The sequence below is a fragment of the Alphaproteobacteria bacterium genome, from assembly GCA_037200005.1.
Taxonomy (GTDB): Bacteria; Pseudomonadota; Alphaproteobacteria; order UBA9219; family RFNS01; genus JBBCGY01.
In genome coordinates this window covers 1,296,054-1,321,464 of sequence record JBBCGY010000001.1, presented here as the reverse complement: position 1 = coordinate 1,321,464, position 25,411 = coordinate 1,296,054, and the positions used below count along the sequence as shown (strand labels likewise).

Below are 25,411 nucleotides of genomic sequence, written 5' to 3'. Positions count from 1 at the left end.
ATAGATGCCCGATTGCGGGTGTCAAAGTCAAAGCTTTCACGCATTACTTTCGGGCGTTAGCCAGCTGATTTTGGTTGTTTTGGCTTCGGTCGCCAGCGTTTCGTGCAATTTGGCATAGGTTGCGCGCATCGCGGCGTCGAATTGCCAGGGCGGATTGATGACGATCATGCCGCTGCCGTTCAGGCGGTCGGCGCGGGTTTCGTCGCGATAAATGAATTCCAGTAGCAGTTGCCTGCCGATGCCGGTCGAGGCCATGGCTTCATGGAATTGCCACAAAGCGGGGCGGTCTTTGATCGGATACCAGATGGCGTAAATCCCGGCCGGCCAGCGGCGGTAGGCGGCAGCGACGGCGGCAACGACGCGCGCATATTCGTCCGGCTGCTCATAGGGCGGATCGATCAGCGCGAGGCCGCGTTTCTCCTGCGGCGGAACCAGCGCGGCCAAGGCCTCATAGCCGTCGCGCTGGTGAAGCTGCGCCTGCGGACTGCGCCCCAAATTGTTGCGCAATTCCGCATAATCTTCCGGATGAAGCTCGCAGCCGATATAACGGTCGCCGGGCCGCAGCGCATGCAGGATCAAATGCGGCGAGCCGGGATAGATGCCGGGATTTGCCTTGCCCAGCGCCGCGCGGTAATCCATAAATTCCGGCGCGGCAGGGCTTCGCAGCAAGGCGCTAACGCCGTCATCCGCTTCGGCGGTCTTGCGGGCCGCTTCGCTGTCGAGATCGTAAAGCCCGCAGCCCGCATGCGTGTCGATCGCGGCGAATGGCGCGGTTTTTTGCTTGAGATGGGCAAGCAGAGCGAGCAGCGTGACATGCTTGACGACATCGCAGACATTGCCAGCGTGATAGATATGACGGTAATTCATCCGCAAGATGTGCCAGAAGCCCGCGCCGCACTCAAGGCCGCGCTGGCCGATGAGCCGAAACGCAGCGATCTCGCGCTGGCGCTGGCCGACGCTTGCCGCGCGGCGGGCCGTTTTGCCGAGGCCGAACGCGTTCTACGGGAATTTCTGTCGCACACGCCCGCCGCTTCGGTCATGCGGATGCTCGCCGCTATCATGGCCGATCAACACCGTCATGAGGATGCCGTGGCGCTGGGGCGGGAAGTTTTTATGCTCGGCCATCCCGACGGAGATTTTGTCCGGCAATTTTGCGCCTGGTGCGCGGAAACCGGCGAGTATCGCGCCGCTATCGAGCATTTGACGCGCTATCTGCGGGATCGGGATGAAGATGCCGAAGCATGGCTGCATCTCGGCGATTTATGGCTCGCGGTGCAGGAATCCGAGAAGGCGGGCAGGGCGTGGGAGCATTATCGGGCGCTGTGCCCCGAAGACCCGGCGCGGACGGCGGTGCGGCTGGCGGCGGCGAGCGGAGAGAATTTGTCGCCGGATTATGTGCGCGCGCTGTTTGACGGCTATGCGGCGGAATTCGACGATAATCTGCGGGGCAAGCTTCGCTATCAGGCGCCGAGCCTTCTGCGCCGGGCGGTCGAACGCGCGCGTCCCGGCATGGAACCGTGCGATATCCTTGATCTCGGCTGCGGCACGGGCTTGGCCGGACGGGAGTTCGCGAGCCTGGCGCGTTTCATGGCCGGGATCGATCTGTCGCCGCGCATGCTGGCGCATGCGGAAGCGACAGGGTTTTATCACCAGCTGATCGCCGGAGAGGTGGTGGCGGCCATTCCTGAAATCAGGCGTGCTTTCGATCTGGCGCTGGCCGCCGATGTGCTGGTCTATCTGGGTGATCTCGCGCCGTTGTTCCGCGCCGTCTACGCCGCGTTGCGTCCCGGCGGGCTATTCGCGGCCACGGTGGAGCGGTTGGAATCCGGGGAAGATTTCATCCTTCAGCCGCAGCGGCGCTATGCCCATGGCGAGGCTTATTTACGCCGCCTTGCCGCCGAAAACGGGTTTCGCATCTGCACATTCGAGCCTTGCGTGCCGCGGCACGAAAAAGGAAAGCCGGTCGATGGATTTTTATTTGTATTGGAAAAGGCGGATTAAATTTTTCTTAACCGGCAGGCGCCCATTCTGTCCGGATGATGAGATTCGCAATTTTTCTTGGGTTATTGGCGCTGCTGCTGGCGGGCACGAGCTTCGCGGGCCAGGCGGAAGTGCGCGATATCGCCAAGCAGAATAACTGCATTCCGAAGAAAATCGAAATCCTGCGGCAATCGATCGGGCTTCAGTCCGACGTGACCTATAAGGTCGAATGCAATATTCCGAAAGCGACCGATCAGCGGGAAGGCTCTCCCACTAGCATTACGGTGCAATGCCAGATGAGTTTATGCCAGATCGTGCGGTAGTGTCATAAGCCGTGGAAGAGAGCCGTTCTATTCGGTGTTCCCGTGCGGATGTGACAGGAAACCGCTCTGTCGGGGCTCTCCAGTATTTTAATCAGTGTCTCGCGCTGGGGGCCGTTTCGCGGAAGGTCGATATAGCCTTCCCGTCCGGTGATCGAATTCCTGCACAGGATCATGGCGCGTTTGGCATCCACATGCGCGATTTGTTTTTTGACGGGCAAGGCCTCTATCGGCGTTCGGGCATCCCGATAGGCTTGCCAATCGGAGCAGGTCTCCATGACGAGACGCGTTGTCAGTCCCGTAAAGCCGCTTAGAAGGCCGAGCAATATAAGGTAATCGCCGAGGCTGAGCTTTGCGATATCCTGGCGCAGGCCGCCCATAATCCGCTCCCCTATCAATAATGGCCGCATTGTCCAGAAAAGGCGGGAAAGGGTCAAGAGGATGCTTTGCGAAGGGGGTCGCAAGGGGCGTAGCGGGGGGTATGGCGGGAATAATGGACAATCCCCTTTTGACCCGCTATAAAATCCGCCTGCGCGTAAATCGGAGAATAGCTCAGCCTGGTAGAGCACTGCTTTCGGGAGGCAGGGGCCGGAGGTTCAAATCCTCTTTCTCCGACCAATTTTTTCAATAGGTTAGGTCGTTGCCCGTTTCTGAAAATTATTACAGGTGTAATAATTTTGGCCGTATAGTTTGCCGCACATGAAAATTCCTAGCTCGAAATGGACTGAAAAGGCGCATGAGAAATGGCGTGTTATTCGCGCCAAAGGACGCATGAGATTTATTCTTCTTCATGGAGTATTGGGCTGGGGCTTGCCCATGTTCATTTTAATGGCCGTCGTGCCACGATGGCTTGGCCTACCCTTCAACTGGGAGAAATACTTATTGGTCGGAATAATCCTGTTTCCAGCGGGTGGGGCTGGATTTGGCGGCGCTCTATGGAATGCATGTGAGAATCAATTCCGGAAGCACGAGTCAAAAAAATAGCCGCTATCTTCGATCTGTTATTTTGGCTCTATGGCTCCAGAGTTTTAGGCTTCTGAACGGCCAAGGCGCGCACGGCCCGCCGCAAATAGTCTGGCGAATGCTTCCCGTAAACCTGTTCCACCATCGCCTCGCTATTGCCGAGCAAGCGGGCGACTTCCCGTAACGGTACGCCGTCCATGACCAGCCATGTCGCCGCCGTGTGGCGCAGGACGTGCGGGCTGGCTTTGATGCGGCAATCATTGCACAGGCTCCAGAACGCTCCCTTGACCGATTTTATCGGCTTGCCGTTAAATTCGACGACGTGCTCGGTCTGCGCTAACTCCCTCGCCGTTTTCAGGGCCGCGTGAACGTCGTCGTTCATCGGCACGATGGCGCGGCGCTTGTTGCCCCATCCCGCGCCGAAATCGATCAGGCGTTCCGCGAAATCGATTTGCGACCATTTCAAATCAAGGATCGCGCCCGACCGCGCTGCCGTGGAGACCGCCAGCAAGATGAAAAGGCGAAGATGCGGCGTTTTTGCCTTCTCCAGCAGCGTAGCCACCTGTTCCCGTGTAAGCCACAGGTCGCGCGGCGGCGGCTTGCGCACGGGCATTTTGAACGGCGGCAAGGGCGCGATCCACCTGTTGCCGGCAGCATAGCGTAAAGCGGCCTTCAAAGTGCTCAATTGACGCAAGATCGTGCCATTAGAAATTCCTCCCTGCCGCTGGGCGTATTGTTCAAGCAATTTATTGCTGACATGGCTCGGCATTAGATTGCCAAAGAAGGGCTTGAGTACCTTCAGATGGAAATCAATCGTTTCTGGCGAGCGGGTTTTCGGCCCATGTTCGTTCCGATAACGGTCGAGCAGATAGCCAATCGTCGGCTCCGCAGGCGGGGCCGGATTATTTAGTCCCGCGATGAATTGGGCGCGGTACTGTTCGGCGGCGTTCCAATCCGTTGCCCCCGTTGAAACGCGTTTTGTCTGCGCGCCGGTGCTGCTTGTTGCGTCCCGTTCCGTCCAGATGACATAAATTGTTCCGTTTGGATGCTGCCAGAGTCGATATTTCTCCTTGTGATTTGACATGCCGCCTCCTCAAATTCTTTGACAAAATGACTTGGAATGCGAATGGCCTTGCCGATCCGCAGATGGCGAAGCGTGTTGCTATGAACGAGGTTGTAGATATGGCTGGGCGAGACTTCCCAATATCGGGCCAGTGTTTGCACGGTGAAGTGCCGTGCCGGTAACGCGCCGTTGCTATCGCTCATGGCGATTCCTCCTTTGCTGGTTGTTGGAAATAAAAAACGCCCCTTCCGGCGAAAGAGGCGTTTGAGAGTTCGGAACGGGCAGGCCCTTAATCGGGCGGGCTTCGCCCTTCGGCTAGGGCGTTCGTGACGGCTCGAATGGCGGCCATTAAATCCCAGCCGATCATGCCAAGCATGGAATTCGTTTCGTTGGGCGACAGGAAATTCGCGCCCAGGTGATCGGCTATCCGCCCCAAATCTTGTCCCTGCCTGCAAAGCTCCCGGTGGACGGCGACGAACAATTGCCGCAAGGCCGGATTAAGAGACGCCGCGTAATCGGTTTCCAGCGTCGACAGGCGAATGAATTCATTGACCGACAACCGGGCCGCCGTCGCCTTTGAAATGACTGCGTTTCGTTCTTCCTTCGAGAACCTTCCCATGAGGCGGTAGGGGCGTTTCCGATTGGGCTTCAGCCCGCATGACTTTGGTCTGACCACCCGTGGTCTGACCAAAGTCGCAACTTGCGCGTAGCTTTTAGTCCTACCGCCTGTACTATCATCATGGCTGACGGGCTTGTCCGATGAATGTCGAACATCTTTTAGACCCGCATAAGCTCCTTGGAGCCGGTGAACGGATCGCGCCGATTTATGGAGCAGAGGTTTGATCGGCAAGGAAGGGGCATCGTCTTCGGACATGCGGCCTCCTCGCGGGCAATAAAAAAACCCAAGCGCGGAAAAAACCGGCTTGGGTTCGTGAGGGCAACAAAAAAGCCGCCGGAGACAGAATCCAAGCGGCCACGGAAAGGTCATCTATGCTGATACTATATCTATATCACGAGATCGCGGAAAGTCAAGAAAATTCAATAGTTTCAGGAAATTTTTGGCGGAGTGTCCGATAATATCTCCCATTCTCTCCAGACATTCCATGGCGTCCAAAGTTTACATGAGCGATGTTGGGAGAATGAAATAATTGGCGCGTCGTCATGAAAAGCGAGTCTGTTCTCCCATATATAGGGGGATGCACCCCCGTGTTTGAGTTGGGAGGCATTAGACATGGTTAATGGCCGTGTCTTATGCGTTGGGTAAAATCAGAAAAAATGAATAATTTGACGCTTGGCAAGAAAAAGAAAGCGTTTAAGTTTTTTACTTTCATGATTTCGGCATATTGTATGCGTTTCGGAGTTCTGAATAAAATTTATAAGAGCAGTTTACAGTATGAATAAAACATATGACCCTGCGACATTATCGCTGAGACAAGATATTGCGCTGTCTAGTCAGTTCCGCGCGTATGCCATGTTGACGGATGCGCGTAAGACCAATGAATATACCGAACTTTCGGCAGAAAAACTCATGGCGATACCCGTTAACGACAGGGATATCGTCTGGCTCGCTCATTGCATTGAAAAAAGCCCGGGTTATGCTCTGGATACAGATGTGTTCAACGTCATAAATGATTCAGTGAACAAACGTAATTCTAGTGCAAAACAGATTCAGCAATCTATTTCGCATCTAGAAAAATCTCCTCAGTTATACTCGCCACCATATCCCCTCATGTGGTTAGAATGGGATATCAAGCATGGCGGAAATGCGTATAAGCAAGGCGTTTTTATAGAAGACATCGGTCGCCAGAGCAAAAAATCTGGGATTAGGGTTACCCTTATCCAGGGCAATGAGGGCCATCTATATCCGTCGCTCAATAGCCCAATCTCGATGACATTTGGAACACCGGGGCATATGCAAGCTCAGCGGATATATCCGCTGAGCTTGCCTGCATCTTTTCAAATGAAAAAATTTGAAGAGGATATGGCTGAAAAACTGAATCAACAAAGCCATTTTGCATATCTAATGGCCATATATGCACTAACAACGATGAAATCTCGTCAGGATTTGACAGTGATTCCTCCGTTTAAGCAAGAATTCCGTGGAAAATCTCCTGCCTTGTTAACGTTCGGGAACTCTCATCGAGTACAGGCCGCAATTGGAGAAAAAAGTACATTCTCTGACGGTTTTCTGGGAGATAATATCCTGGAACTTTTGGGCCATGCTCGCCGCCTCAAGGAAATAGAAGCGCCAAAGCCACAAATACAACAAGAAGCTCTCGCGGCAAAATCCGACGTTACATCTCCGAGGGTCGATGACGTAAAAATCGAAGAAGAAAAACCCAAAAAAGAAGATAACACCCCCGTCCCCGTTGCTCTAAACGGCGTGGTAATACGGCGCATTTTCCGCGAGGCTGACAAGGCACATTCAAGCAATTCTCCTGAGCGCAATGACGATATCGCGCGCATGAGCTGGTTGAGTGGGCAGCTAAAGCCATTCGGGACACTCGCATATATGAATGCCAAATTTCCGCCTCATGCCGAATTGGCATCCGTGCTGTTTGGCGATGAAATCATGCGCCCGCTGGAATTCGCGCACGTTATTCCCGTGAACGGTAAGAGCAAGGTTCCCGTTGTCGCCGCCGCGACGCGCGAAAATCTCGTGCAGGCCATGCAGAAGATTTTTGCTGTCGATGGCAAGAAGCACCCGAAGCTTGGCATCGGCGATTTGGAGCGTAACAATGCGCTGAAACAGCATATCGCTGAGTTTTCAGGCCTCGTCATTGCCGCATTGGGTGACGAGAAGTCGCTGAAGGAATTGCGTGATAAATATACGCTGCCCCTGCATAGCAACCTTTCTTCTCATGCTGAAAGCGGCGAGGGAAAGCGCGCATTATTGGTATGGGAGCGCGGAGAAAAAGCCAGAATGTTGCTGGCGGGGATCGGCATTATCGTGCCGCCAGTGGATAAACCGGAGATGCTGAAGCCGGTCGATAATAGTCCCCCTCTGCTGCCTGCGCCGGAAAAACCAACTGAATCCGTACAGAACGGAGCAGGTGTGTCGACTTTTCCGGCAGCGGCAGCCGATATTACGGCTGCGCTGCCGCCTGTCGAGAATCCGTCGCTTGCCCCAGCAAAAGCGCCGGAGGCTCCGTCCGAAAAACCTGCCGAGTCCGTGCAAGTCGCAACCGATGTGCAAGCCAAGCCAAGCGAGGCCGTTCTTAGCCCGGCGCGCGCGCTCACGGAAGATGAGATTCTCGAACGAATGATCAAGCGTGACGAGGCTTTTGAAGAAACGCGAACGCGCCTGCTTGCCGACGCCCAGATGTATTTGATGCAGGCGCAAAACAAGGAGCTTAATAGATTTGAATGTCGTATCGACCTTCGCAGGCCGGATTTCCCTATTCAAATGCTCTTTTCCAGAGGTGAAGACGCTGATGGGAGAAAAGCTCAAAAGGCCAATTATACGCTTGAGAAGTACGATCAAGCCTATGCGGAACGCGGCATTCCTCTGACGATGGAAGACGCGGTCGATCTAAAAATAGCCGTGCAAAGCATGATTTACAATACGGAAGGGATCGTTCCCGCTCGTGATCTTACCGCCGCTGGAGATCACGCCATCGATCTCAACACATCGCTGCCTCTGCCTGCGGAAAGTTTCGATATAAAGCATCGTTCCGGCATGCATACAGTGTTCTTCACGTCTACAAACCCATATTCGAAGAAGGATAAACTGACGTTCAGCATTCCTTTAGGTCTTGCCGCGTTGTGCGACGGCGAGGAAACGGAACAACGTGAACTCGATAGCCGCGCGGGCTATGTGGTCGATTTCCTGCAAAGAATGGGAGAGCGGCGCACATCGGAAGGCCAGCGCATTCATGTGACCAAACGCGACGTCATGGAGAGCTTTCAATACTGGCTGGAAGAGCAGGGCAAGGAATGGGCAACGGCGGAGCGCTTCAATCTTCCTGGCTTTGAGAATAACACCCTTATTCATGTTTCATCGCGGGGCAGCCAGAAAATTACTCTTGCTCCGGTTTCCATGCATTTGGATGTCGGTGGCGAAAATCCATTCTGGCATTGCGACCTTCATTTTCATGTTGGTGACAAAGATCAGCCGGTAATGGGAGAGGCCGTACGCACGCGCTCTCTGAATCTCCATACGCGCAGTCAGAAGCTGGCCGTCGCCAGGGCTTTGGAATCTTTGCTTGGCGCAAACAGTGGAACAGGGCAGCAAGTTTTCGAGGGGTTTATTCCTAGCTTACAGCGGCACATGCGTTCCACCGATCATGAATGGCGCGTGAAGAAAAACCATGCCATGCTGGATGAAGTCTATATCGGCGATCAGCCGTTGCAACATTTCCTGGACGACATGGCGCGTTATGAGCGCGATATTGGGGTCACGCTGGATAAGCGCGAAACGAACGATAGTGCCATAAAGCTCACAATTCAAGCCATTCGCAGCCTGACCGGCGATCAGAGGGGGACGATCAAGCCCATACCGGAACTTGTTTACGAAAGCGAAGGCGGTGCGGCGAGAAAACCGGTGACTTTCGTGGTGCCGGTGCCTAACGACAAGGCTGATAAGATCGATGGGTTTCTCGCCAAGGTTCACAGCGAGGTTCGCTGGTATGCAGACGAGGCCTATAGCTCCATTGCATTAGGAGATAACAGCCAGGAGAGTAAGCGCAAGAAGCCGCTGAAATATCGCGCGGCGCAAATTCGCAAAGGCATTATTCGTGCTGTAGAGAAAACGTATCAAGAATGCTTCCAACTGACGCTGCCCAGGGACTGGCATAAAGCGCCAGCGGAGGCGGATTTCGAACCCTCCAGAAGTGCGCCTGTCGACAGTTCATCCCAGACAAGACTTCAATTGGGTTAATCTATGGTCGATCCCCTCGTCAATAACGTTCGCACGATGATCAGGCGCTACGAGCGCCATCTTGAGAGTGGCGATCATGTACTGCGCGAGGGGAGCCAGCAAGAAATCGGGCATGGCATCGTGGCTTATTTCCATGAGTCCGATCCAGAAACTCAGCAGCTTCATACCAACGGCCACGTCGTCGCGCCCGGCGGCCTAGGCAAAACCATCAGCGGCGGCGATTTCATCGTAGGCATCAATACCATGCCCAACGGACGCTATGTGCTGAACGATCCCGCGTTATGCAAGCGCGTTTTGATAACGGTTCCGACCAATCAACTGGTTGACCAGTGGGGCAGCAGGCTTTTAGGAGAAAAAGACGAAGAACCCGGCGCGCGTAAGGCGGGCATATTTGGAGATCGTTTTAACGAGGATAATATCGGCCTATACCATGCCGATCTGCCCGACGATAAGAAACGAGAAATTTTAAAGAAGGCTATTGTAATCGCGACCCATGATTCCGCCAGGGCTTTGCATGGCCGCGCTCACCTCAAAACGCGCCTGCCAGCACCTTCGATAAAGCCGGAAGAATTTGATGTCGTATTGATCGACGAAGTCGACGACAAGCCGCGCGGGGATGTCACTAAAGAGTTTTATCAGGAAGCTTTCTTCCCTAACTGTCTGATTATTGGATTCACCGCGACTCCGCTATTCAGAAGCGGAAAAACAATCGGCGATTATCTTTTCGGCGGCAAAAAGCCTATATGCGAAATTACGCATCTCGAGGGCGTTCAGCGCAAGGAAATCGCGCCGCATGTCAACATCATCGTCAGCCGCGAAATCGATCCGACTTCTATTATCCAGCCCAAGACCAATCGTTGGGAGGATTATTCGGAAGCCGAACAAATGCGGTTTATCGAGCAAACAGGTAGTGACAACGCGTTATTGCAGGTCATCAGGAAAGGCCTCCATCCCAAAACAGGAAAACCCTTGAAAGACATGATGCAACTGCATCAGGCCGTGAACGTGCAGCATGGCATTCATATCGCCCAAAAACTGAATGAAGCGTTTGGTGAAGGTTACGCGGGCGTTGTGTGGGGAAATATGGATCGGGAAGAGCATGGACTCATCCAGCGCGCCTTCATGGAGGGAAAACTAAAAGCGGTCGTGCAATGCAAATTATGGGGGCGTGGCATTGACTTTCCTCCGCTGGAAATGACCGTGCAGCATGCGCCCAGCCTCTCGCCGGGCAAGATCGTGCAATTTCACACACGCGCCAGCCGCAGGCATGACGGGAGAAAAACCGCCATTTATCTAAGCCCTTATATTGAAGGCATTGACCAGTTGGTAGTCGGCGAGCTGCTGGGCGGACTTTACATGCTTCCCGGTGGATATGAATTTCCGCCCACCGCAGGAAAACATAACAACCCGTCTGACCCTGAGCCCTGGCCGAATATAGAGGGGATTAAAGTCTTTTATACCGAACGGCATTTGGAAATGTTCGCCCGCGAGCGAAAGCAGCAGCGTTATGTAGACGGTCTTCCGATTAAGCTCAAGAATATGCTGGTTTTGGAAGACATGGCGCAGGCACTCGGCATTGACCAAACCATATTGCAGGAACGAGTCTATGCTCCTTTGCAGGCAGCCTATGAAAAAAGGCAGTCTCGGGAAAAATTCGTAGACATTGTGGCTAATCAGCAAGACGTTCTGCATGTGCGCGGAAAAATGTTCCCTGTTTGGCGCATGGGATTTTATCAGCAAAAAGCACGGGAAGTATTTTGCATTGATGAAGGCTTAATCCATCTTTGCGAGCATACACTTTATGGCCGTTTGGAAAAAGCGCCGTTGGAAGTTCTTGGAAAAGAAAACGCCAAACGTCTGCTTGGCTGCGATGATCAGCAAATAGGAAAGCTTTGGCAAGAATTGCAGCATGCCTTTTTCCACCGTAAGCCCTATGCGCGACGCGCCGAAGTGAATGGCCTGGATTTCTCATATGATCACTTCGGATTCTACAGAAATAGGGAAGGTGCATCGGAGTTCTTCCTATTCCCTGACGTTCTTGTTCCTGCCTATCGCCATATATATGGCGCGGATGAAGAGAAAGCCATTGCTTGGGCAGAGCAGCCCTCTATCCGCCAGTGCAAAACGTCGCAATGGCTCACTGCTGGTAATGTGGTTGAGGCGTTGGAAGCCAATCCAATGGTCACAAGTCCGGAAACGGAGTTTGTGCGGACCTTGTTTGCCAGCTTTAAATCCCAATCGCGCGGAATGCGCGTTGGGGAAGAGCGGCAAGCAGAGATTGGAAAAGGAAAGTACAAGCAGACTTTGAGATATTCAAAGCAATGGCTGCCGTTAGCCGATCCAGAGGAGCAAGCCGCCCTTTGCGTTCATGGAAATGTCCTTGAATGGATTAAAAAGGAACTGGGCATGGAGCCTGCGCATAATGCCGAAGATGCATTTTATCCGCAAAGACCGGCTTCCAAAAATTATTCGTCGCGTAAGGATGCGAAACTTTAAAATATACTGCCGTCACGCCATGCAAGGCGTCATAGCTTCCCTTCGGACACGGCTAGGTTCTCATTGAGGCTTATGTGGGCTACGGATTTTATTCACAAAGGCGGATGAAGCGACCGCAAGAGTCGGCGTAGTCTGCCTTTGTGAGCCAAAGACTTTCTTACATCGGTTTCAATTCAAGGCCATGAAAATTAACGAAGAAACCGAAAACCCCCCATCAGGCGGATGAGTCTTTCTGGTTACAACATGTCGAAAAACGATTCCAAAAGACTGAGAACATAAAGAGAACACTTGACCATCTTTGCTAATAGAGTCAAAAAGATAGGGCAAAACGTTTCGAATCGGATATTTTCCCGTCTCGGAGCCAACCATAAGGAACGGTGATGCGACTTGGATACCTTGACGCCCAAGGAACGAAGCAAGCGCATGAGCCTCGTTCGTTCCAAGCACACCCAGCCGGAATTGCTTGTTCGCCGGATCGTGCACGGGATGGGGTATCGCTATCGGCTACACGATTCCAAGCTGCCAGGATCGCCGGACATCGTGCTGAAGCGTCTGCAAAAGGCGATTTTCATACATGGCTGCTTTTGGCATGGACATCCATGTCATTCCGGGCGGGCGCGGGTACCCAAATCGCGCGTGGATTTTTGGCTGGGGAAAATATCCTCCAACAAAAACCGAGATGCCGCCGTTCGTCGCGCCATTCGCAAGATGGGCTGGAGCGTTTTGGTGCTATGGGAATGTGGATTGAAGGACCAAGAAAAACTGGAAAAAACCATTAGGAGATTCTTGGATGCATAGCGTGGAGTTGTTCACCGGGGCTGGGGGGCTGGCGTTAGGCCTGCAAGGCGCGGGCTTCGAGCCTGTTCTGATGGTGGAATGGAACGGCGACGCATACGCCACCATCAAGGCAAATGCCGGGCGCGGCGGCCCCACCCAAGGATGGCCCATCCACCACGGCGACGTGCGCGACGTGATTTTCCAGGGAATGGGAGAAATAGACCTGGTCGCTGGTGGCCCGCCTTGCCAACCATTTTCCATTGGGGGCAAGCATAAAGGGCCGAATGATCCTCGCGATATGTGGCCGCATGCCATTCGAGCCGTGCGGGAACTGACGCCCAAGATGTTCCTATTCGAGAACGTCCGCGGCTTGGCGCGCGAGGCCTTCGCCGACTATTTGCAATATATCGTCGAGCGCTTGCGCCGTCCCGCCATGATGGCGAAGCCGGGCGAAAGCTGGAATGAACATTTAGAGCGCCTGAAGCGACTTCCGGCTGGCCATGGCAATGGCCCCCTTTATCGGGTCGAAATTCATAAGATCAACGCGGCAGATTATGGGGCAGCCCAAAAAAGGCATCGTGTCATCATCGCTGGCGTTCGTCTTGACCTAGGAATCGAGTGGAACTTCCCCAACCCCACGCATTCGCGTGATGCCCTGATTTGGGATCAGCTCATCACTCGCGATTATTGGAAGAGGCACCGGATTTCGTCCAAGACTCGCGACGCCATCATCGGAGGCAGTAAATCGCTTAAGGGCGGTGCTTTGAACGTCAAGCCCAATACCAAGCCTTGGCGAACGGTAAGGGACGCCCTGGCCGATCTTCCCGATCCAGAAAAATCGAGCAAGCATGGGATTCCAAACCATCATTTCCAGCCGGGCGCTCGTTCCTATGCGGGGCATACCGGCAGCGTGCTCGACGAACCCTCGAAGGCATTAAAAGCGGGAGATCATGGAGTGCCAGGGGGAGAGAACATGCTGCTTTTCCCCGATGGACAGGTACGATATTTGACGGTCAGGGAATCCGCGCGGCTCCAGGATTTTCCCGACAATTTCATCTTTCCGGGATCGTGGACGGAAACGATGCGGCAGCTTGGCAATGCCGTGCCCGTGTCGATGGCGACCGCCATCGCGTCGAGCATGGGGAAAGCTCTCGCCTGCGGCCAGGGCCGGAAAACAAAAACGAGGCGAACGGCCTGATTCGGCTGTAGGGTCTACCCATGAATGATACGCCGTATAATCCTCTTGATAAATTCAACCTCGCGCGCAGCATCGAAACCGAGTTGCTGGAGCGCGATCCATTGCCGCTGACCGCGACGGATGGCATCAAGGGCGCGGGCATTTACGTCATTTATTACACCGGAAAACTATCTTTTTATGTACCTATCGCCGCCAAGAACCAGAAGGGCGGATTCAAAAGCCCTATCTATATCGGCAAGGCAATACCCAAAGGCGGGCGGAAAGGCGGACTTACCAAGGACGCGGCGAAAGGCAATGCCTTGGTCGATCGTCTCCGCCAACATGCTACCTCCATAGAGGAGGCCAATAATCTCGATCTCGCCGATTTTTACTTCAGGCATTTAATCGTCGATGACATATGGATTCCGCTTGGCGAAAACATGCTCATCGAAACGTTCAAGCCGGTCTGGAATCGCGCGATTGATGGTTTCGGAAACAAAGACCCCGGAAATCGCCGCGCCACGCAATACAAATCGCCATGGGACGTGCTCCATCCTGGCCGTAAGTTCGCGGTTAAGCTGGCTGAAGGCGGACTAACGCCAAAATTCTTGGAGCAACAGGTCACCGATTATCTCGCTGGTCGTCCCTTGGCGAAACTGCCGAAGGCAATCGCCGAACAGCAAGCCAAAGAACAAGAAGAAGCCGAGGAAAGCGCCGATGAGGCGTAAATCCATTCGGCAGAACCGCTATTCCTCATAGCCGGCCGCCGTTCTTTCTTCATCGTCAAGTAACCCTGAATACGGTCCATGCTGAACGGGATAAGTTGCTTCTCCATCTCGTAATGTGCGGACTGGTTTAAGAAGTGGAAGCGTCACGGCTTCCGCGCGCCACCATCCCTTTGCATTCTCATTTTCAATGATTTGACCATTGTCTGGGTCGATCTTCACCATATTTACCTGAGGCTCTAGCGTATTGCCTGCTTGTTCTGGGTCCGTAGCATCCTTGCGGCCAAGACCACGGCTGCGGATACCGCTGTGGGCACTCTCTTTACGCAGAGTACGAAAGGTAAATCGGCAATCGCCATTTTCACCCAAGGTATAACGAAATTTACGGGTTGAGTCTTTTGGATCAGAAACTTCGTCACCAGCGCGCACGATTTGGAATGGTTCGTAAGCGGGAAAAAGGCGTCTCCTATTTTCTTCGGCTTCTATATATTCAAACAGCCCGATTTCCTCCGCGATAGTCAAAATAGGCCCTCTCCGGTGATCTTCACCTCTGGTGCGCGTGGTTTTGAGAGAGGCGGTAGGCTCGGTTTGAATGGTGTATGGTTTGACAATTTCTTGATCGATGCGCGCGAAATATTTTGCAATTAGGGGATCGTTCATATCCCGCCTAATGCGGATAAGGCTGGTCGGCGCTCCCCGTCGATACCCTCCGACTAGAACGCTATGCCGACTTGGCTTGTGGACAAAACCACCTTGCCTATTTTTATATGCGTCAACGATACGGATATTCTCGTTGGACATAATAACGGTGGAGTTTTTTCCATATCCACAGGCGCGTCCTAGCAGACCTTGCAATAAAGAGTTCAGGTCGGCTGCTTTTTTCGAAAATTCCAAGAACCATTCGACTTCATTTGGAAACGCATCGCCCATGCGCGCGCGGTTGGTAACCGCGATCAAGAAAGGTAGATCTGGACAAGACCGTTCCGCGATGGCTCGCTTAACGCTTCGGCCATGATGATCCGAGCCGAAGTATTCGATTATTTCGATTTCCTGGTTGTTCAGGTATAGGCGTCGCAGGAGTTCATGTGAGCGATTATTGTTGTTGAATAATCTTATGCAGATTCCCGTGGCCGGCGTGGTTCCATTCCCAGCCATATACATAATGGCCTTTCGTAATGCCTGTTCTACGTCCTTGCGATATTCATCTTGGGTTCCGAGATACTCATTCTCATCCGCGAACCATTGAAACGCCCGCGGACGCGCGTCGTAGGCTCTAAGGTCGACTTTAGCAAGAAAGGGCACTTCGATTTCGGCACTAAAATCCGCAAAGCTTATTGTTCTGGGGGGTGTCACTGCCGCGTCAGGGTCAAGAACTATTCCACCGAAATAATTAAAGCCAGAGTAGGCGGAGGTCAGGTATTGAGTTACCTGCCATACAGCCCTAACGTCATGCAGTTCATAAGGGGTGGCCGAAAGGCCAATAAAGCTATGGGCGGGGGCGTCCTTGCCGAGTGCTTCTTTGATACGATTGAAAATTTGAGCTAATACGCAAGACCGCCATTCGACCTTGTCGTCTTCCGTTGTGACTTGGCGATCGCTGGCTCCATATTGTGGTTCATCGATTAATAGCAAAGGTTCAAATCCCTTCGACGCCGCTCGCCGGCAAAGATTTGCTATTTGCTTTATGCCTTCCCCAGGCGCACGGCGATGAATAAAGTCATCCAATCGGGGGCCGGCGAACGTATCGGGCAAGGCTTTTTGTAGAATATGTTCGCGATAGGTATTAACCGTGGGTGAATGCTTAAACCCTTCATCGAGGGCAAATTGCGTGACATAGTCGATAAGCGTGCAACGATTTTTCTCATCCACAACGATGGCTAGTTCGCCATAAAAGTCCAAGAATCGAGCAATCTCGGTTTTCGTCTGGTCTTCTTGGCTGGTATGGCTAGTGATGAGATAAATCGGGTAAAGACGACGTCCCGTAAGAAGATATACAATAGGGCCAGAAAATTGCAGCGCTAAAGACGTGGTCGTTTTGCCAGATTGCATGGCGCCCGTTACGAGACCATTCTGATTAGGCGAAGTCAAAAGTTCCCCAATACAATCCAGGGCCGTCATAAGTTGCGAATCGTGCAGAACGCCGGAATCATCTGCCCTGTCTATGAATCTCTTGATTTTAGAGAATCCTATGCCGCTCTTTGCGGCCGCAATTACATTTGATGCATCGAGGTATACGCCCAAGCCTAAGGTTCTCGCATGGTCATTAAAGACTGCGGCGATAGCTTCGAGGTGGGCAATGTATTCCTGTATTCCCTGAGGCATTTCTTCCTTGTCCGTTCTTGGCATTTTGCGCCTGTCATTTAATATCATTGATTTCATTGCAGTTTTCCACATCTGATGCAACGCTAATATAATAACATTCATAATTACGAAAAGATAGTTGAAAAATAATATATGAACATTAATATGAATCTTAGTGATGCAGCTAGCATCATCACACATTAAACGAGGCCTCCTATGGTAGCCGCCACTGGTGATACAAGCGGTCGATTGACGGTAACACTGGAATCGCCGCGCGCATTGAGCTTGAACGAATAGCAAAAGAAGAAGAACGCAGCCTTGCTTGGATCACCAGAAAAGCGATAAAGGAATATTTGATGCGACGCCGTAAAAGTCAGCAAGACAATGAGTAAGCTAAAAGTTTTGCCTCATGGCAATGGAGGACGGGAATGGCATTAATTAGAAATTTCGACCGTAAAGATCATGAGCGTCAAACCGTTCATGATGAAATTAAAGCTACCTATACCAGTTTCAGAAACGATGATGGGAGCATCTTCTTGCAGATCAACAGTTATGGCCGCGATAGCAGGGCCGTTCCAGGCAAGCAAAGCCAAGTCATTCAGCTCGATCGTGAGGGGGCTTTTTCTCTTTTTAATATCTTGAAGCAAGAATTTCATTTTGAGTAGCGAAGCAAAATTGTCTGCCGCGCCCTCTTTAATTCGGATTATTACACTGTAATAAAATCCATGAGTAACAATGGAAATTATGCGGTTTTGGACGACGGGCTTCGTCGCCAACCCACTGATTGCGTTATATGGGACGCCGTTCGGGAGGCAGGGGCCGGAGGTTCAAATCCTCTTTCTCCGACCACCCTACGCCCTTGCGGGCGTAGGAGCGTCATCCCCAAGAATTTTAACCATCATTGGCGCTCAGGCAGCGCGTGAAAGTAAATACGCGCTTGCTGCGCGCTGCTTTCTGCGGATAGTTTTCATTTTTGCATATTGCCGAAAAGTGGGGATTATCGATGGCGGAAAAAACAATCATAACGATGGAAGACGTTAACTCGAATCTTATATTTGCCGCTTCGGTGGACTATCTGAATCTTTCCATTCGTGCGATTAATGTGATGCAGAATGCGGGCATTGAGCATATCGGCCAGCTGATACAGAAGACCGAGGGAGATCTGCTGCACACGAAAAACTGTGGCAAAAAAACCATTGTCGAACTGCGGACAGTATTGGGAGAAGACCATGGCCTTAGCCTCAATACCCAAATCGAAGGCAAGCCTTCCGATCCGGAGTTCCTTGCGATTTTAAAAGGCCGTCAAAAGGAAGCCGATGTTGCGTTGGGCCATGCGCAAATGGAAAGATTCAGCGGCGGGCGGACAGTGCCTGACGATTCCGCCGCCGCGGCTTTCAAGCAGGGAGCTTCTCAAGTCGTTAAAAACGATCTTGTCACGGATATTCTTCACTCTCTTACTCAAGGGCCGGCGATCCTTCCGCAGCCCGGTAAGGCCGCGAAGCAGCCTGTCCAGAAAAAGCCCCCAGGTCTTCAAGAGGTTGCGGCGCTCATCGCCGAGCGCTCTGAACAAGATATCGTCAAAGGCTTTCAGCAGGCGGGCGAGCTATTGGGAACCGTGGCGGGTCTTTTGCCCGATCCGAAATTCAGAAAGCAATTGCAGAAGCTTGTGCTGAAATATCAGGCGCCCAAGCAATAATCGCTCATAGCCATGCGAGCATACTATAACGAAGGATTGATGGATGACGGACGGCTCACGCATAACGATGGACGAGGTTAAGGCTAACCCGTTATTTTCCATGTCGACGGACTGTTTGTTCATGTCGGTTCGTATTGCCAATGCTTTTTCTGCCGAAAATGTTGTTTTCGTGGCGCAGTTGATTCAGAAATCGGAAGGCGATTTCACGAAATTGAAAAATTTCGGCAGGCAGAGCATTCGTGAATTGAAGAGCGTTCTTGGGAAAGTAGGCCTTAGCCTCAACACGAAAATCGTGGACAAGCCTCCGGAAGAAGAATTCCTGGCGATATTGGCAAGCCGCCATGAGGAGGCGAACGCGCTTGCTAAACAGAATTATTATGAACTGGCAAAGTTCAGATTTACCGGTGGCCAGATGGTTCCAGCCGAGCAGGGATCCGATGCCCAAGCCGATTTCCGCGCCGCCCAATTGGAGGCGGTTCGAGCGCCGGCGGCCACGCCACGTCCGGACAGTGGCCTCCAAAACGAAGTGCGCGAGTTGGTCGCCGAACGCTCTGAACAGGATATCGTCAAAGGCTTTCGGCAGGCGAGCGAGTTGTTGGGAACCGTGGCGGGTCTTTTGCCCGATCCGAAATTCAGAAAGCAATTGCAGAAACTTATGCTGAAACATCAAGCGCCCAAGCAATAATCGCCGCTAAACTCACTCCAGCCCCTGCGCCAAATCCGCGATCAGATCCGCCGCATGCTCGATGCCGACGGAGAGGCGGATGACGTCCGGGCCGATGCCGACGGCGCGCTGGGCTTCGGGCGAAACCTGGCTGTGGGTGGTCGAGGCCGGATGGATGATAAGGCTGCGCGTATCGCCGATATTGGCGAGATGCGAGAACAGCTTGACCCGCTCCACCAGCTTCACACAGGAATCATAACCGCCTTTGAGGCCGAAGGTGAAAACAGCTCCCGCGCCCCATGGCAGATATTTCAGCGCCCGCCCGTAATATTTGTCGTCCGGCAGTCCGGCGTAATTCACCCGCGCGACCTTGGGATGTTCTTGCAGCCATGTGGCGATGGCGAGCGCATTCTCGCAATGCCGCGCCATGCGCAGATGCAGCGTCTCGATGCCGGTCAGGATCAGGAAGGCGTTGAACGGCGACAGGCACGGGCCGAAATCGCGCAGCCCCAGCGCCCTGCATCCGACGATGAAAGCCTGCTTGCCGAACGCTTCGGTGAATATTTTGCCGTTGTAGCTGGGGTTGGGCTGGCTGAGGGCGGGATATTTTCCGCTCTTCGCCCAGTCGAACTTGCCGCTATCGATGATCAGACCGGCCATCGAATTGCCGTGGCCGCCGAGAAACTTCGTCGCCGAATGGATGACAATATCCGCGCCATGCGCTATCGGGCGGCAGAGATAGGGAGAGGCGAGCGTGTTATCGATGACCAGCGGAATATTCGCGCCTTTGGCGATTTCCGCCAGCGCTTCCATGTCCGTCACCACGCCGCCGGGATTGGCGAGGCTTTCGGCGAATAGCGCCCGCGTCTTGGTCGTGATGGCGGCCTTGATCGCCGCCGGATCGTCAAGATCGACGAAGCTGACCTGCCATCCGAGATTATGCCAGGCATGCTTGAGCTGCGAGACCGATCCGCCGTAAAGCCGGTTCGAGGCGACGATATGCCCGCCTTTATCCATCAGCGTATGAAACGCGATGAACTCCGCCGCCAGTCCCGACGCCACCGCCAGCGCGCCCGCACCGCCTTCGAGCGCGGCGATGCGGCTTTCCAGCACGGCGTTGGTCGGATTGCCGCCCCGGCTGTAAAAATCGCCGGGCCGGTCGAGGCTGAACAGTTCCGCCGCCGCCTGGGCGCTGTCGAAGGCGTAAGCGGCGGTCTGGTATATGGGAGTGATGACGGCTTTGGTCGTGGGGTCGGGCGTCGCGCCCGCATGAACGGCCAAGGTTTCAAAATGCGATGATTCCGACATGCCTTGGACTCGTTTTGCCGATAGGCTACACTGGCCTCACCATTCCATGATCGTAGTTAAAGCCACGTTAATCATAAGGTTTCCATGCCGTTAGCCCCATACGCCACCCATGCCGACAAATCGAAGGGCCGCTTGATCGTGGAGCCGGTCAGCGCGACGCGCACGGCATACCAGCGGGATCGCGACCGGATCGTTCATTCCGGCGCTTTTCGCAAGCTGCGCAATAAGACACAGGTCTTCGTCGAATTCGAGGGCGATTTTTACCGCACGCGGCTCACGCATACGCTGGAGGTGGCGCAGATCGCGCGTTCGATCAGCCGCCAGCTCAATCTCGACGAGGATTTGACCGAAGCCATCGCGCTTGCCCATGATCTCGGCCACACCTGCTTCGGACATCGCGGGGAGGAGGCGCTCAACGCCGTCATGCAGCCCTATGGCGGCTTCGATCATAACGAGCAGACATTCCGGATATTGACGGAACTCGAACGGCGTTATCCGAATTTCGACGGCCTCAATCTAAGCTGGGAAACGCTGGAGGGCATCGTCAAGCATAACGGCCCGCTCGCGCCGGAGAAAAAAATTCCGCCGACCATCGCCGCCTTCAACGAGAAATGGGATATGGAACTCGGCAACTGGTGCGGGCCGGAAGGGCAGGTCGCGGCGCTCGCGGATGATATCGCCTATAACAGCCATGATGTCGATGACGGCGTGCGCGCGGGGCTGCTGACGCTCGACGACGTGGCCGCTTTGCCGGTCTTTTCCGCCGTGCTGGCCGAGAGCCGGAAAAACTATCCGGGCATCACTGACGACAAGCTGCTGCATGAAACCGTGCGCCAGGTGATCGGCTTCATTGTCAACGACCTGCTGACCGCCACGCGCGAAAATCTGGCGAAGCTCAAGCCGGAGAGGGTCGAGGATATCCGCGGGGCGGGGAGGGCGACTGTCTCATGCAGCACGGAAACCCAGGGCCATTTCCGCACCTTCCGCGATTTCCTGATGCAGAAAATGTACCGCCATTCCCAGGTCAACCGCTTCAACGCCAAGGCCGAGCGGATCGTCACCGATCTGTTCCATTTTTTCGTGAAATATCCGAACTGCCTGCCGCCCGACTGGCAGGCGGAAATCGCTGCTTTCGACGGCAAAAACGAGGAAGCCCGTCGCGCGCGCTTGATCGCGGATTATATTGCCGGTATGACTGATCGCTACGCTGTGACCGAATATAACCGGCTGTTTTCGATGGAAAAGTTCGTCTGATGTCTATTTTCGAGCAATATCGCGACGTTGTGGCCGCAGCCATAGCCGCTGCTTTTCCCGATGCGCCGCAAGCCGCCTTCACCGTCGAGCCGCCGCGCGAGGCCGCGCATGGCGATATCGCGACCAATGCGGCGATGACGCTGGCCAAGCCGCTCGGCAAGCCGCCGCGCGCGATTGCCGAAGCTCTGGTTCCGCATCTGCTGGCCGAACCGACGATTGACGACGCGGCCATCGCCGGGCCGGGCTTCATCAATCTGCGGCTTAAGCCCGATGCATGGCATGGCGAGCTTCGCAAGATTTTGCAGGCCGGGATTGCCTATGGCGACTGCGATATCGGCAAGGGCGTCAAGGTCAATGTCGAATATGTCTCCGCCAATCCGACTGGTCCGATGCATGCCGGGCATGTGCGCGGCGCGGTGATCGGCGACACGGTCGCGAACCTGCTGCAAAAAGCCGGTTACGACGTCACCCGCGAGTATTATTTCAACGACGCCGGAACCCAGGTCGATGTGCTGGCGCGCACGGCCTATCTGCGTTACCGCGAGGCGCTTGGCGAGGATATCGGCGCTATTCCCGAAGGGCTTTATCCGGGGGAGTACCTTAAAGATGTCGGGCAGGCGCTGGCCGCGCGCGACGGGAAAAAATGGCTGGAACAGGATGAAGCTGTTTGGCTCGAGCCGATCCGCGATTTCGCCGTCGCGCATATGATGGGCGTGATCCGGGAAGATTTGGCGCTGATCGGCATTCAGCATAGCGTTTTTACCAACGAGCGCGATCTCATCGCCGACGGCACGCTCGAAAAATCGTTCAAGATTCTGCAGGATATGGATTTGATCTATACCGGCACGCTGCCGCCGCCGCGCGGCAAGACCATGGAAGATTGGGAGCCCGTGCCGCTCACCTTGTTCCGCTCCAGCAAGTTCGGCGACAACACCGACCGGCCCTTGAAGAAGCGCGACGGCACCTGGGCCTATATCATGCCCGACATCGCCTATCATTATGACAAAATCCGGCGCGGCTATATGATGATGGTCAATGTCCTCGGCAAGGATCACGGCGGCTATCTGGAGCGCCTGCGTCCGGCGGTGGCGGCGTTCACCGACGGCAAGGCGCATCTCAACGTCATCTTCAACGCCATCGTCAAGCTCTATAACAACGGCGAGTTGGTGAAATTGTCCAAGCGTTCCGGCAACCTGATTACGCTCAAGGAGATGGTGGAGCAAGTCGGGGCGGGGGCGGTGCGCTTTTTCATGCTGTCGCGCACGCCCGACGCCGAGCTGGAATTCGATTTCGCCAAGGTCATCGAGCAGACGCGCGACAACCCGGTGTTTTACGTTCAGTACGCGCATGCGCGCTGCTGCTCCGTCATCCGCCACGCGCGCGAAGCCTATGGCGACAAGGCGGAAGATTTGGCGAAGCTGGCGGCGCTGCCCTTGGCACGGCTCGACGGCGCGGCGGAACTGGGGCTGCTGCGATTTCTTGCCGGATGGCCGCGTATCGTGGCGACGGCTGCGGAGGCGCAGGAGCCGCACCGCATCGCCTATTACCTGATCGACCTCGCCGGGCATTTCCATGGCCTTTGGAACAAGGGCCGGGAGGACGCCGCGATGCGTTTCCTGATCCCCGGCGATGACGAGGTTTCGCTGTCGCGCGTCGCGCTGGTGCAGGCGGCGCGGGTCGTGCTTGCCTCCGCCCTCGCCGTGCTTGGCGTCACCCCGCTTGCGGAACTGCGCGATGAGCAATCCGTTGCCGCCTGAGCTCTTTCCCGATCCGGCGCTGAAGCCGCCTCGTCGTTCCAGGCCGAAACTGACGCTGCGGCAGCGCCGAGGAATTATTCTTATCGCCGCATCCCTGCTGTGTTTCGCGGGCGGAGGCATTTATGAATATGTCTCGGGACTTCCTTCCACGCCCCGCGAAATTCCGCTTATCATGGCGGAACGGGGGCCGGTCAAGCAGCGCCCCGCTGCGCCCGGCGGCATCGACGTGCCGCACCAGGATGTGACGATCTTCGACCGGCTTGGCCAAAAGGAAGAAGATAGTGAGCAGGTCGAGCATCTGCTGCCGCCGCCCGAAGCGCCGAACGAGCATGCCGTGCAGGCGCCTATCGAAGTCGTTCCGCCGCCTCCGTCCGTGCCGGTTCCATCGGCAGAGAAGCCATCAGAAAAGCCGCCCGAAAAAGCTCCCGAGAAGCCAGCGGTGGAGCCGCCTGTAGTTTCTCCTCCATCTCAGTCTCCGCCCGCTGCCGTGCTGCCGGCTGTTGTTCCTCCCCCGATTACCGTTCCCGCGCCGTTGCCGGAGAAAGTCGTCACGCCTGCGTCCCAGCCGCAGCCCGCCCCCCAGCCTGCTCCCCAACCCATATCTCAGCCTCCGGCGGCAGGGGCCGAGAAGACCGTTCCCGCGAAAGAAAAACCCAAGGAAAAAATAGCGCAGGAAAAACCGGCAAAGCAAAAGCCCGCGCCCGTTCCGGTCAAGCCGGTTAAGCCGCTTATCAGACCGCCCGCGCCGCCACCACCGAATCCGGCGAAGGCCGAGACGGGCCAAACGCGCATCCAACTGGCCGCGTTTCCTGATTCCGCCAGGGCCCAAGAGAAATTGATGGATATCGTTACGCGGCATGCAGGCATGCTGCGCAGCGTTAAATTATCCGTCGTCAAAAGCGGCGGCTCTTATCGCATTCAAAGCCAGCCATTGCCTTCTGCGACGGCACAGAAAGTATGCGCCGATCTGAGGGCGGCCGGAGCGGGGTGCCTGATTGCCCCGCCCTGAACGAAAATTTCCCGCGCCACTGATTTGCGGCTGCAGCGGGACGGAACTGACGGAGGAAGAGCGCGATTTTTTCGCCTCGGTCAGTCCGTTCGGTTTCATTCTTATGGGGCGGAACTGCGTCACAAAAGATCAGGCGCGCGCCTTGATCGCCGAGCTTCGCGCCAGCGTGGGCCGCGACGACGCGCCTATTTTAATCGACCAGGAAGGTGGACGGGTCGCCCGCCTCAAGCCCCCGCACTGGCCGAAATTTCCTCCCGCCGCATCTCTGGGCATGCTTTACGCGCGCGATCATGCGCTCGGCCTCGACATGGCGCGGATCGCAGGGAGCCTGATCGGCGATGAATTGCGCCAAATTGGCGTGACGGTGAATTGCGCGCCGGTGCTGGATATCGCCCATCCCGAAACGCATCAGGCTATCGGCGACCGGGCCTTTGCCACCGACCCCGAGGCCGTTGCCGCGCTTGGCCAAGCCTATGCCGACGGTCTGTTGAGCCAGGGTGTCTTGCCGGTCATCAAGCATATGCCGGGCCATGGGAGGGCCGTCGTCGATCCGCATGTCGAGCTGCCGACGGTTTATCAAAGCCGCGCCGAACTCGCGCCGGATTTTGAGCCGTTCCGGCGGCTGCGCCATCTGCCCGTCGGCATGAGCAGCCATATTCTTTTTCCCGCCATCGATCCCGTGCTGCCCGCTTCGCAATCGCCCGCGATTGTCCGCGATATCATTCGCGGGGAAATCGGCTTCGATGGATTATTGATAACGGACGATCTGGATATGGGGGCGCTTGGCGGCGCGCTGTCCGACCGGGCGCGGCTGGCGCTCGCGGCGGGATCGGATGTCGCGCTTATTTGTAATAGCAAGGTTGCCGATATGCATGATCTCGCCGCCGGGCTGCCACCCATGACCGAACAGGCCTGGTCGCGCTGGGAAAAGGCGAAACGGGCCATTCATCAGCCCGAGCGACCGTTATTGGCCCAGGAACTTTATCGTCGCCTGGAGGCCGCGCTGGCATAAACCCGAGAACGCCTTGAGGCTCAACCGCTC

General features: G+C 54.9%; 20 protein-coding genes and 1 tRNA gene. 15 read left to right on the top strand and 6 right to left on the bottom strand.

The features are described 5' to 3' along the window. Positions 1–36: 36 nt before the first annotated feature. On the bottom strand, positions 37–867 hold the full coding sequence (rlmJ, locus tag WDO70_06810; protein MEJ0062906.1) for a 23S rRNA (adenine(2030)-N(6))-methyltransferase RlmJ: 831 nt from the start codon (positions 865–867) through the stop codon (positions 37–39). On the opposite strand from rlmJ, the gene WDO70_06805 reads away from it, so the two are divergent. Both WDO70_06805 and WDO70_06800 read left to right on the top strand, forming a co-directional pair. After that, positions 853–2,001 carry a methyltransferase gene (locus WDO70_06805; GenBank protein ID MEJ0062905.1) on the top strand — a complete coding sequence of 383 codons (1,149 nt, stop codon included), beginning with the start codon at positions 853–855 and terminating at the stop codon, positions 1,999–2,001. The two genes, rlmJ and WDO70_06805, sit on opposite strands and share 15 nt — an antisense overlap. 35 nt (positions 2,002–2,036) lie before the next feature. Beyond that, a complete protein-coding gene (locus tag WDO70_06800; protein ID MEJ0062904.1) occupies positions 2,037–2,303 on the top strand; it encodes a hypothetical protein in 267 nt (88 codons plus the stop codon). A gap of 2 nt (positions 2,304–2,305) precedes the next feature. Here the strand turns inward: WDO70_06800 and WDO70_06795 are convergent, their stop codons facing one another. Continuing rightward, positions 2,306–2,680, bottom strand: a complete 375-nt coding sequence (locus WDO70_06795) for a hypothetical protein (GenBank protein ID MEJ0062903.1) — start codon at positions 2,678–2,680, stop codon at positions 2,306–2,308. 161 nt (positions 2,681–2,841) lie between these two features. Between WDO70_06795 and WDO70_06790 the strand changes: the two genes are divergently transcribed. Next, a tRNA-Pro gene (locus WDO70_06790) sits at positions 2,842–2,918 on the top strand. A gap of 394 nt (positions 2,919–3,312) precedes the next feature. Here the strand turns inward: WDO70_06790 and WDO70_06785 are convergent. Both WDO70_06785 and WDO70_06780 read right to left on the bottom strand, forming a co-directional pair. Then, positions 3,313–4,347 (bottom strand): site-specific integrase, encoded by a 1,035-nt coding sequence (locus WDO70_06785; GenBank protein MEJ0062902.1) that lies wholly within the window; start codon positions 4,345–4,347, stop codon positions 3,313–3,315. A 268-nt stretch (positions 4,348–4,615) separates the two neighbouring features. Next, positions 4,616–4,885, bottom strand: a complete 270-nt coding sequence (locus WDO70_06780; protein ID MEJ0062901.1) for a hypothetical protein — start codon at positions 4,883–4,885, stop codon at positions 4,616–4,618. 834 nt (positions 4,886–5,719) lie between these two features. Between WDO70_06780 and WDO70_06775 the strand changes: the two genes are divergently transcribed. The 5 genes from WDO70_06775 to WDO70_06755 all read left to right on the top strand — a co-directional run bounded on the left by WDO70_06775 (position 5,720) and on the right by WDO70_06755 (position 14,383). Further along, positions 5,720–9,205: a hypothetical protein gene (locus WDO70_06775; protein MEJ0062900.1), complete on the top strand. Its 3,486-nt coding sequence runs from the start codon at positions 5,720–5,722 to the stop codon at positions 9,203–9,205. A 3-nt stretch (positions 9,206–9,208) separates the two neighbouring features. Continuing rightward, positions 9,209–11,701 (top strand): DEAD/DEAH box helicase family protein, encoded by a 2,493-nt coding sequence (locus WDO70_06770; protein ID MEJ0062899.1) that lies wholly within the window; start codon positions 9,209–9,211, stop codon positions 11,699–11,701. A gap of 387 nt (positions 11,702–12,088) precedes the next feature. Continuing rightward, complete coding sequence (locus WDO70_06765; GenBank protein ID MEJ0062898.1) at positions 12,089–12,499, top strand: very short patch repair endonuclease; 411 nt, start codon at positions 12,089–12,091, stop codon at positions 12,497–12,499. Continuing rightward, entirely contained in the window at positions 12,492–13,676 is a 1,185-nt protein-coding gene (locus tag WDO70_06760) for a DNA cytosine methyltransferase (protein MEJ0062897.1), read from the top strand. Before WDO70_06765 ends, WDO70_06760 begins: the two co-directional genes overlap by 8 nt. Before the next feature lie 20 nt (positions 13,677–13,696). Continuing rightward, on the top strand, positions 13,697–14,383 hold the full coding sequence (locus tag WDO70_06755) for an Eco29kI family restriction endonuclease (GenBank protein MEJ0062896.1): 687 nt from the start codon (positions 13,697–13,699) through the stop codon (positions 14,381–14,383). Between the two features lie 18 nt (positions 14,384–14,401). Here WDO70_06755 and WDO70_06750 read toward each other — a convergent pair whose 3' ends face one another. After that, the gene (locus WDO70_06750; GenBank protein ID MEJ0062895.1) at positions 14,402–16,882 is read right to left on the bottom strand and encodes a hypothetical protein; all 2,481 of its coding nucleotides are present in this window, start codon (positions 16,880–16,882) and stop codon (positions 14,402–14,404) included. Between the two features lie 227 nt (positions 16,883–17,109). Between WDO70_06750 and WDO70_06745 the strand changes: the two genes are divergently transcribed. The 3 genes from WDO70_06745 to WDO70_06735 all read left to right on the top strand — a co-directional run bounded on the left by WDO70_06745 (position 17,110) and on the right by WDO70_06735 (position 19,062). After that, positions 17,110–17,346, top strand: a complete 237-nt coding sequence (locus WDO70_06745; GenBank protein ID MEJ0062894.1) for a methionyl-tRNA formyltransferase — start codon at positions 17,110–17,112, stop codon at positions 17,344–17,346. Between the two features lie 338 nt (positions 17,347–17,684). Beyond that, the gene (locus WDO70_06740) at positions 17,685–18,377 is read left to right on the top strand and encodes a DNA-directed RNA polymerase subunit alpha C-terminal domain-containing protein (GenBank protein ID MEJ0062893.1); all 693 of its coding nucleotides are present in this window, start codon (positions 17,685–17,687) and stop codon (positions 18,375–18,377) included. A 43-nt stretch (positions 18,378–18,420) separates the two neighbouring features. Continuing rightward, positions 18,421–19,062: a DNA-directed RNA polymerase subunit alpha C-terminal domain-containing protein gene (locus tag WDO70_06735; protein MEJ0062892.1), complete on the top strand. Its 642-nt coding sequence runs from the start codon at positions 18,421–18,423 to the stop codon at positions 19,060–19,062. A 12-nt stretch (positions 19,063–19,074) separates the two neighbouring features. On the opposite strand, the gene WDO70_06730 is transcribed toward WDO70_06735, so the two are convergent. After that, positions 19,075–20,349, bottom strand: a complete 1,275-nt coding sequence (locus tag WDO70_06730) for an O-acetylhomoserine aminocarboxypropyltransferase (GenBank protein MEJ0062891.1) — start codon at positions 20,347–20,349, stop codon at positions 19,075–19,077. Between the two features lie 84 nt (positions 20,350–20,433). On the opposite strand from WDO70_06730, the gene WDO70_06725 reads away from it, so the two are divergent. Genes WDO70_06725 through nagZ form a run of 4 tightly spaced genes read left to right on the top strand, consistent with a single transcriptional unit; the run spans position 20,434 to position 25,381 of the window. Then, positions 20,434–21,603: a deoxyguanosinetriphosphate triphosphohydrolase gene (locus WDO70_06725; GenBank protein ID MEJ0062890.1), complete on the top strand. Its 1,170-nt coding sequence runs from the start codon at positions 20,434–20,436 to the stop codon at positions 21,601–21,603. Then, the gene (argS, locus tag WDO70_06720; GenBank protein MEJ0062889.1) at positions 21,603–23,360 is read left to right on the top strand and encodes an arginine--tRNA ligase; all 1,758 of its coding nucleotides are present in this window, start codon (positions 21,603–21,605) and stop codon (positions 23,358–23,360) included. The genes WDO70_06725 and argS overlap by 1 nt, the downstream gene beginning before the upstream one ends. Then, on the top strand, positions 23,338–24,369 hold the full coding sequence (locus WDO70_06715; GenBank protein MEJ0062888.1) for a hypothetical protein: 1,032 nt from the start codon (positions 23,338–23,340) through the stop codon (positions 24,367–24,369). Before argS ends, WDO70_06715 begins: the two co-directional genes overlap by 23 nt. Then, entirely contained in the window at positions 24,356–25,381 is a 1,026-nt protein-coding gene (gene nagZ / locus WDO70_06710) for a beta-N-acetylhexosaminidase (protein MEJ0062887.1), read from the top strand. Before WDO70_06715 ends, nagZ begins: the two co-directional genes overlap by 14 nt. The last annotated feature ends 30 nt before the right edge of the window (positions 25,382–25,411 follow it).